10 protein-coding genes, 1 tRNA gene and 1 pseudogene are annotated in these 8,145 nt (G+C 56.4%); 8 read left to right on the top strand and 4 right to left on the bottom strand.

Annotation, left to right across the window (positions count from 1 at the left end):
* Positions 1–155 (top strand): annotated as a pseudogene (locus tag M7Q83_RS06355) (ISAzo13 family transposase); the annotation flags it as partial.
* 26 nt (positions 156–181) lie between these two features.
* Here the strand turns inward: M7Q83_RS06355 and M7Q83_RS06350 are convergent.
* Positions 182–715, bottom strand: coding sequence for a hypothetical protein (locus M7Q83_RS06350; protein ID WP_298336520.1), 534 nt, complete (start codon positions 713–715; stop codon positions 182–184).
* 52 nt (positions 716–767) lie between these two features.
* Between M7Q83_RS06350 and moaA the strand changes: the two genes are divergently transcribed.
* From moaA to M7Q83_RS06330, 4 genes are all read left to right on the top strand, one after another.
* A complete protein-coding gene (gene moaA / locus M7Q83_RS06345; protein ID WP_298336518.1) occupies positions 768–1,775 on the top strand; it encodes a GTP 3',8-cyclase MoaA in 1,008 nt (335 codons plus the stop codon).
* A 47-nt stretch (positions 1,776–1,822) separates the two neighbouring features.
* Complete coding sequence (gene moaC / locus M7Q83_RS06340; protein WP_298209769.1) at positions 1,823–2,308, top strand: cyclic pyranopterin monophosphate synthase MoaC; 486 nt, start codon at positions 1,823–1,825, stop codon at positions 2,306–2,308.
* 4 nt (positions 2,309–2,312) lie between these two features.
* Positions 2,313–2,774, top strand: coding sequence for a hypothetical protein (locus tag M7Q83_RS06335; RefSeq protein WP_298336513.1), 462 nt, complete (start codon positions 2,313–2,315; stop codon positions 2,772–2,774).
* Between the two features lie 23 nt (positions 2,775–2,797).
* A tRNA-Ala gene (locus tag M7Q83_RS06330) sits at positions 2,798–2,870 on the top strand.
* 51 nt (positions 2,871–2,921) lie between these two features.
* On the opposite strand, the gene M7Q83_RS06325 is transcribed toward M7Q83_RS06330, so the two are convergent.
* Positions 2,922–3,125 (bottom strand): hypothetical protein, encoded by a 204-nt coding sequence (locus M7Q83_RS06325; protein ID WP_298336511.1) that lies wholly within the window; start codon positions 3,123–3,125, stop codon positions 2,922–2,924.
* A 69-nt stretch (positions 3,126–3,194) separates the two neighbouring features.
* Here M7Q83_RS06325 and M7Q83_RS06320 point away from each other — a divergent pair, with 69 nt between their 5' ends.
* The gene (locus M7Q83_RS06320; RefSeq protein ID WP_298336509.1) at positions 3,195–3,401 is read left to right on the top strand and encodes a hypothetical protein; all 207 of its coding nucleotides are present in this window, start codon (positions 3,195–3,197) and stop codon (positions 3,399–3,401) included.
* Positions 3,402–3,756: 355 nt separating this feature from the next.
* Positions 3,757–4,419: a ribose 5-phosphate isomerase A gene (gene rpiA / locus M7Q83_RS06315; RefSeq protein WP_298336507.1), complete on the top strand. Its 663-nt coding sequence runs from the start codon at positions 3,757–3,759 to the stop codon at positions 4,417–4,419.
* A 24-nt stretch (positions 4,420–4,443) separates the two neighbouring features.
* Here the strand turns inward: rpiA and M7Q83_RS06310 are convergent, their stop codons facing one another.
* Positions 4,444–5,331, bottom strand: coding sequence for a fructose bisphosphate aldolase (locus M7Q83_RS06310; protein ID WP_366526380.1), 888 nt, complete (start codon positions 5,329–5,331; stop codon positions 4,444–4,446).
* 567 nt (positions 5,332–5,898) lie between these two features.
* Between M7Q83_RS06310 and M7Q83_RS06305 the strand changes: the two genes are divergently transcribed.
* Positions 5,899–7,350: an NADP-dependent isocitrate dehydrogenase gene (locus M7Q83_RS06305; RefSeq protein WP_298336503.1), complete on the top strand. Its 1,452-nt coding sequence runs from the start codon at positions 5,899–5,901 to the stop codon at positions 7,348–7,350.
* Positions 7,351–7,394: 44 nt separating this feature from the next.
* On the opposite strand, the gene M7Q83_RS06300 is transcribed toward M7Q83_RS06305, so the two are convergent.
* On the bottom strand, positions 7,395–8,081 hold the full coding sequence (locus M7Q83_RS06300) for a DUF1614 domain-containing protein (RefSeq protein WP_298336501.1): 687 nt from the start codon (positions 8,079–8,081) through the stop codon (positions 7,395–7,397).
* Positions 8,082–8,145: the final 64 nt, after the last annotated feature.

Here is an 8,145-nt window from a genome sequence, read left to right as displayed (position 1 = left end):
GGTTGCGGATCAGGGCGACTCTCGATGAGAACACCTACGCACCCGGAATCAAGGTCTCGGATGAGGAACTCGCCACGCTAGCGATAGAACGCAATGATTTCCACGGCGAATGGAACTACCGACTGAGACCGCGGAACCAGCAGCCTGCCCCATAACTGTTCAGGTTATTATTGCTTGCGTCCTAAGGTGCTGAAACAGTCGTAGGCAGCTCCCATGGATAGTCGCTATCACGAAACTGTCCCTCCAGCGACGGCGGAACCTTGAGAGGTCGTAGTTGTGACGTCAATGCGCGCAATGACCCATCTTGAGGTCTGTGTAGCAATATCTCCACAGGCGCCCCAAAAGTTACCCAACTTGGGGTCTGGTCAACAACGAGCACGCTCGGCATGCGAAGACCTTCACGTACAAACCAACGAAGACCCGTTGCCTCAAGACGATAGAGATCAATTGGGAGCACGATAACCGTTCCGGAGTGCCCAAGTACCCCTGCTCGCGCCGCCTCGTGAAGCGCGAAAGCTGGTCCGAGGCCTGCGTCGAGATACGCATCCCCGTGTGTCCACGTACCGCCCACTTCAATCACCCGAGGACCAACCACCTCCTTCACCAACAACGAGAGCCAGATCGCCTGTGTCGCGCAATCGCGATATAAGCCAGCCTTATCCTTCCCCATCCGACGCGAGTGTCCACCAGTCAGAAGGCATACAAGCGGCGTCATGTACCTAACCTCGAGGTTTCACCATTGCCCACTGTCACTACGCTACTAGAGTATGGATCCTCGAAAGCACTTGATAGATAGCTACGGTCGTGAGATTCGAGACCTTCGAATCTCTGTCACCGACCGGTGCAATTTCCGCTGCACGTATTGTTTGCCGGAGGAGGGGATCGAGTGGCTCCCGCGCAGTGAACTGTTGACCTTCGAGGAGATCACGGCGATCAGTCGAATTTTCGTAGAGCGCTTCTATATCGACTCCATCAGGCTCACTGGCGGGGAGCCAACGGTTCGAGCCCAGTTACCACGCCTTGTTGCAATGCTCGCTTCGTTAACCACCCACGAAGGGAACAAGGTCAACCTCTCCATGACGACCAATGGAGTGACGCTCCCGTTGGTCGCTGAACCGTTACGCGACGCCGGTCTTGACCGCATCAATATCTCCCTCGACACCCTTCGAGCGGATCGCTTTCTCCAAATCACCAAACGTCCCCAATTTGAACGAGTGCTCGAGGGGATCGAAGCCGCACAGTCTGCAGGCTTTCACCCACTGAAGGTCAATGTGGTCGCGATGAAGGGCATCAATGACGACGAGATCGTTGATTTCGCGGCCTTTGGTCGAGAACGCGACCTGCAAGTGCGATTTATTGAGTTCATGCCGCTCGACGGGGCAAATGCTTGGGAACGAACGGATGTGCTCTCTGCCGACGAGATTCTTGCCCAGATCGCGAGCGTCTACCCTGTCGATCCGATCGAGCGGACCCATGCTCCCGCTACAACCTACCGGTACAGAGATGGTAAGGGATCATTCGGAATCATTCCTTCCGTCACGAAACCCTTTTGCGGCGACTGCGACCGCGTGCGCTTAAGCGCTGAGGGAAAGATTCGAACCTGCCTCTTCGCCCTCGATGAGCACGATCTCCGAGGCCTTGTGCGAGAGAACGCCACCCCGGAACAACTCACCACCAAGATCGAGGCAATCATCGCCACCAAGTGGGCCGGACACTCCATTGGCAGGGTGAACTTCATCCGACCACAAAAATCCATGAGCCAAATCGGCGGGTAATCAAAAAACTGCCGCCACGCGGTGAGAGAGTCACCTAAAGTGTAGGGATGGCAGATCGAGAGTTCACCCACCTCGACCCACTGGGTCGGGCAAGAATGGTTGATGTCACCCCCAAAGAGCCAACACACCGGCGCGCACTTGCGCGCTGTAAGGTTTTTATGAAGCCAGAGACCACAGCGCTGGTGGCAAACAACGCCGTCAATAAAGGCGATGTGCTCGGAGCAGCTCGAATCGCCGGTATCCAGGCATCAAAACGCACGCCAGATCTCATACCGCTGTGTCATCCTCTTTTGATTGGATCGGTCTACATTAACTTCACCCTGGGGGACACCTTCGTTGAAGTCGAGGCCCAGGTTGAGACGGTGGATCGAACTGGTGTAGAGATGGAGGCTCTTACTGCAGCATCGATTGCCGCCTTAACGATCTACGATATGTGCAAGTCATACGATCGGTCGATGGTAATCGGTGAACTCGCACTGTGGGAGAAAACCGGCGGGAAGTCAGGTAGTTGGCGACGCGAAGAGGGGGAATGAGCGTATGCAGGCTGAAGTAGTGGCGATTCTCATCGTCGGTTGGTCCTTGGTGCTTATGCAACCTTTCTTCAGCGCTCGAAGGCGCAAAGACTATCTCCGGTCTATTGTGACCTTTCGCCAACAGCTGTGGGCGCTTGAGACCGGCATCCAGAGTCGGCCACTTGTTCAGCCAAGAAGCACGAATCGTCCGGCACGCTCCTCGACGGCAGCTTCATTGCCGCCGTACCGTCGCAGGCAGAGAACGCTTGCTTCTCTCGGTGGCTCACTACTCATTGGAATCTTGTTGATCGTCGTCGCAGCACCGATCGGGTTGCTGCTCACCACCATCAGCCTGGTTTCGATAACGGTTTTCCTCGCCCTTGCTCGAGCAAGCCACAATGCGACTCGTGCTCGTCCGACCTATGCCACGTCACGACAGGGCTTGGCGAGTTCTCGCGGCACCACATCAGAGCGAGCGATCGCCTGAGAACCGGATAGACTGGTTCACGCGGGGGTGTAGCTCAGCTGGTAGAGCGCTACGTTCGCAATGTAGAGGCCGAGGGTTCGAGTCCCTTCACCTCCACTCGTCGTGTCCGACCGAAATACTACGAGTAGCCCGCCTGCTTATCATCCTTTAGGCAAGATACGAACCTGCCGCCTGGTTGCATGCCACCGTTCTCGACACCGATTCTTTGCGCTCCGATTCGCCGCCGGCCAAGAGCAACCACCCCATAATGCCCGCGCAGGTGAGCCTAACGCCCGCCTGCATCGTCGTGGGGTCGGCGCCGACCGACTCAACGACGCGGCGGCCAACGTCGCTCTTTTGCCATGAAGGCACTTGCTAGGCAAACCTTTTCACCCATCACCGCACAATTGGAAACGTCGCCGGCATCACCCTCGCGAGGTCGTGGACCAGATCGTTCTGCTCACAAGTGGAGTGATCCACTGCTTTTCGAATACGTCGCCTTTTGGGACGTCAGTATTGTGGCACGAGATTCCCGCTCTGTTGCTGGTCTCGGGTCGCGGAATCGAACTCGCTGGTCTGTGGCTCGATTCCATGAATCCGGAAGAGATGATGGAGTTACAAGGACAGCCGCGCCTGATTCTCGAGTAAGGACGGTGGACCCGCAGTACCTACCATCGACCATCAGATTACTGGCGCAAACAGCGGCGAAGCTCAACGAGTGCCCGCACACCATCGACATCATGAGTTGTGAATTTGCCTCAGCGAAGTCGCAAGTAACAGGGTCCGAGCGAAGGAAGTTGTCCTGAATCAGGATAGGTCGTAGTCCTTTGCCTTAACGTCCTCACCGGATCGGTGAACCATCTCGGGTTTGTTACAGACTCCCACGGGGACGGGGTTGCTGTAGTACGGGCCAAACGCTAAAAACTTCACATCAGCTAGGCGCATGATAGAATCGTGCCTAGGTCAGTCAAACAATGGAAGTGATCTTCTTGGGAGGCCAACGGTGCGTACAAGCAATCAGGTAGACCGAGAGAAGCAGCTTGCAGCCGAGGCCGCCGCAGAGCTTGTCGAAGACGGCATGACCGTTGGTCTTGGGACGGGTTCAACCGTCGGCTTTCTCTTGCCGGCGCTTGCACGCCGCCATCGCAAAATCCGCTGCGTCGCTACCTCCCCTCATACCGCTGATCTCGCGCGACAGCTTGGTATCGATGTAGCGCCATTCACGAAGCTCGCCATCCTCGATCTAGCAATCGACGGCACCGATCAAATCACCCCAGATGGCTGGCTTATCAAAGGAGGAGGAGCCGCCCACACGCGCGAAAAACTCGTTGCCATCACTGCCAATCGCTTTATCGTGATCGCTGATTCGACGAAACCAGTTGCTGTGCTCAAAGGCCCAATCCCGATCGAGCTGCTCGCCTTTGGTCTTGGCTCGACTCTTCGCCGTTTAGGCGATGTCATCCTCAGAGCAGTGCCATCTAGCCCTGATGGCGGTATTATCGCCGATTACCATGGACCACTGATGAATCCAAGAGAGACAGCTGCTCGACTCTCTGGCACCCCTGGCCTCATCGAACACGGTCTCTTCCCCCCAGAGATGGTGACTACGGCGATCATCGGACGAGGAGACCAAGTTGAGGTGATCGATTACCAAGGCGGCAAGTGACCATCACAAGCCGTAGGGGACTTTTTAGCTAATCGAAGCAGTGTAAATCTGTTCAATCGCGATCTTGAGTTCCGCAGTAAACGCCTCGTCACTCATGTCGACGTGGAGGCCTTCGGTAAGTGCTCGTGAGAAACTCGCGATCATCTTGTGGTTGTGAACGAGTCGTTCGATCGCCTGTTGACGGGTGTACCCTCCAGAGAGCGCCACGACGCGCACCACCTTGGGATGCTCCATCAACGAGGCATAGTAATCATCACGCTCGGGTAGCGTAAGTTTGAGCATGACCAACTGATCATCATCCAATGCATCAAGTCCCTTGAGAAGGGCGTCTCGAAGCAGGCTCTCGGCAACTTGCTTGTCCGGGCTAGCGATATCGATCTCGGGTTCAAGAATGGGGATGAGGCCTTTGGCAAGGATGCTCCTGGCGATCTCGAATTGCTGGTCCACCACCGCCTGTACGCCAACGGGATCGGCTAGCTGGATAAAAGACCGCATCTTTGTACCGAAGACTCCCTTTGCGATCGCCTTGTCCAACAGGGCATCCAAGCCGGGCATCGGGTTCATGCAGCGGGCCCCGTTGGCCTCAGGGGCCAGACCCTTATCGACCTTCACGAAGGGAACCACCTGCTTGTGGCCCCACAGATAGGTCGCGGCATCGACCCCCGCAAACTGTCGATCGAGCGTGTCTTCAAAGAGGATAGCTCCGAGGACATGATCACCGCCAAAACTCGGATTGGTAACGATTCTCTCTCGCATGGCGTGCATCAGCGATAGCATCTGTTCGTCCGAATCGTAGGACTCGCGAGGAATACCATAGAGCTCGAGGGCGCCAGGTGTACTTCCACCACTTTGATCGAGCGCCGCAATAAAGCCAGCACCGCGGGTCATCTGTTCAAGCTGTTCCGTGTTCATACCTGTCTCCGATCTGATGAGATTCGTCAAGCTTGGATCCTTCCGCTAAGGCTAACACGGACCTAATTCAATCGATCCGCCCTCCCGTAATCGATCCCCTCACCGCATCAGCACAACGATCACAAGACACCTGGAATGAGCGCACTGATCGACCTCACCCATGGCTTGAGCCCACGTCACGGCACCGCAACGAGGTGACAACTGTGGGTGCAAGAGATTGCGGAGGAAAAGCCTGAGTGGCTTCGGACACTGCGAGCCATACATTTCTGACAGCACACTCCTTCCAGCACCGCCTTGGCTGATCTTGGGAGATGCGCGGTCGGACACCACCATTGACCACCCATGGTTCACGACAAGATCCATCTTGACCCCAGGATCTGAGTCCGCACCCATCTGGGACTCTCCCCAGCCATCTAGCACGAGCCTGTCAGGCATTGAGATGCTCCCATTTGGCGGCCCATGACACTGTCGTCTACAATCTGTTTGTCGCGACAATGACCGCTCTCTCTTGAGATACCCGAATAGACCGGTCTTGGCGATGGATCAACGAGTTGGCGAGGAGCGGACGTGACCACTGAAAGTAGAAGACGCATCACTGTGGCTCAGGGGGACGGAATCGGCCCCGAGATCATGGAGGCGACGCTGCGAATTCTCGCCGAGGCGGGGGCAGATCTCGAGATCGAACGGATCAAGGTTGGAGCACAGGTCTTTGACCAAGGGATTACCTCGGGAATCGAACCAAAGGCATGGGATTCGCTGCGGCGCACCAAGGTCCTCTTAAAGGCGCCGATCACAACTCCACAAGGTGGCGGATTCAAAAGCGTCAACGTCACCATTCGCAAAACTTTTGGCCTCTACGCCAACATTCGACCCTGTATCTCTTACTCTCCTTTCATACCCACCCAACACCCGGGGATGGATCTCGTCATCGTCCGTGAAAATGAAGAAGACCTCTATGGCGGCATCGAACATCGTCAGACCCAAGATGTGTTTCAAACCCTCAAACTTATCACCCGACCCGGCAGCGAACGCATCATTCGCTATGCCTTTGAATACGCACGCCGCTACCATCGCCACAAGGTGACAAGCTTCACCAAAGACAACATCATGAAACTCTCCGACGGCACCTTCCACAAGATCTTCGACGAGGTGGCGGCCGAGTATCCGGAGATAGAGGCCGAGCACTGGATCATCGATATTGGCACGGCGAAACTTGCCACCGCACCCGAGCAGTTCGATGTCCTCGTCCTGCCAAACCTCTACGGCGACATTTTATCTGACGTAGCCGCCGAGATCACCGGCTCCGTCGGGCTGGCCGGTAGCGCCAATATCGGCGATGAGATCGCCATGTTCGAGGCCATTCATGGCTCGGCACCCCCACTAGCTGGCCACAACATCGCCAACCCCTCTGGTCTCTTGATGGGCGCCGTCCTGATGCTGGTCCATCTGGGCCTCGGGTCGGTTGCGACTCGGGTCCATAACGCATGGCTCTGCACGATCGAAGACGGCATTCATACCCCTGACATCTATACCGATGGGGTATCAACAAAGAAGGTGGGCACCGACGCCTTCGCTGATGCCGTCATCGAGCGACTGGGCCGGACCCCGGAGCGACTCCTTGCTGCTCACTACCCAGCGTCAGAGGAGCCGATCATCGTCAAGCTCAAAGAACGTCCAATAGAGATCAAGACGCTTGAGGGAATCGATATCTTTCTCGAGTATCGGGGGGACGTGAACCAGCTTGGACAGCAGATCGAAGCGCACCTCAACCCGAACCTCACGTTGGTCATGATCAGCAATCGTGGGCAAAAAGTCTATCCAAATGGAGCTGCTGAGACGTTTTGCGTCGATCACTGGCGCTGCCGGTTCCAGGCACGTGTGCCTGGGGCTACTATCACTACTGCGGATCTGATCGACCAGCTGAATCGGCTCGACGCAGCAGGGCTCCCGTTCATCAAAACAGAGGGGCTCTACGCCTTTGACGGCGTACCTGGATATTCCCTGAGCCAAGGGCAATAGACACGCACAGGGCGTCGACTAGGAGGTCAGTGCTCGCGCACTCGTCAGATCGAAGCCAAGAGCACCGCCAGGAGACCCGTCAAGAAAATCCCATCGAAGGTCCCGGCACCGCCGATGGAGACGATGGATGCGCCGAGCGTCCTCGTCTTGTTGAGATTCGAGAGGTCAGCGCCGATGAGAACGCCCATCACACCGATGATGTAGGCCAGTGCTGCGAGGTAGTGAATCGTTAGCAACGAGGCCAGGATAACCGCCATCAGAGCCGGCAGGAGGATCGGCACTGCGATACCCACGCCACGGATAGGACGAGCAACCAATCGCACCACAACTGCTGCAATAACGACCCCGATGAGCGCCAGCAGCTCGAGGTGGTCGTGCACAGCTAAGTAGATTGAGAGAACCGTTGGGATCACCGCGCCGCCTACATTGACCGCAATCGAGGTCTCGCTTGGGCGAGGTGGGGTCGGGATAACATAGCGGATCCCAAGGAAACTGATCGAACGCTCCACCGGCTCCTCTATCGGGTTTTGCAGTCTCGCCACTGGAATGTTGATAAAACTCCCGACAATCGTCGCGACAAGAATGAGCAGCAACCAACCGGGCGCGATGCCAATCCGCTGATAGGCAAATCTGAGAAGATCGAGACCAAGGAGTGCGACTAGCACAACGAAGAGCAGAGCGAGGGCAAGATAGAACGGCCACGCCAAGGCCCAGTAGACGGATCGACGCATAACTTACAGTCCCTCCTCCCCCTTAACCTAACACCGTTACTGCACACACGCCTGGCATCGGTAT

This window comes from Ferrimicrobium sp. (assembly GCF_027364955.1).
Classification (GTDB): Bacteria; Actinomycetota; Acidimicrobiia; order Acidimicrobiales; family Acidimicrobiaceae; genus Ferrimicrobium.
Note: the sequence above shows the minus strand (reverse complement) of the source record. Positions and strands in the feature narration are given on the sequence as shown.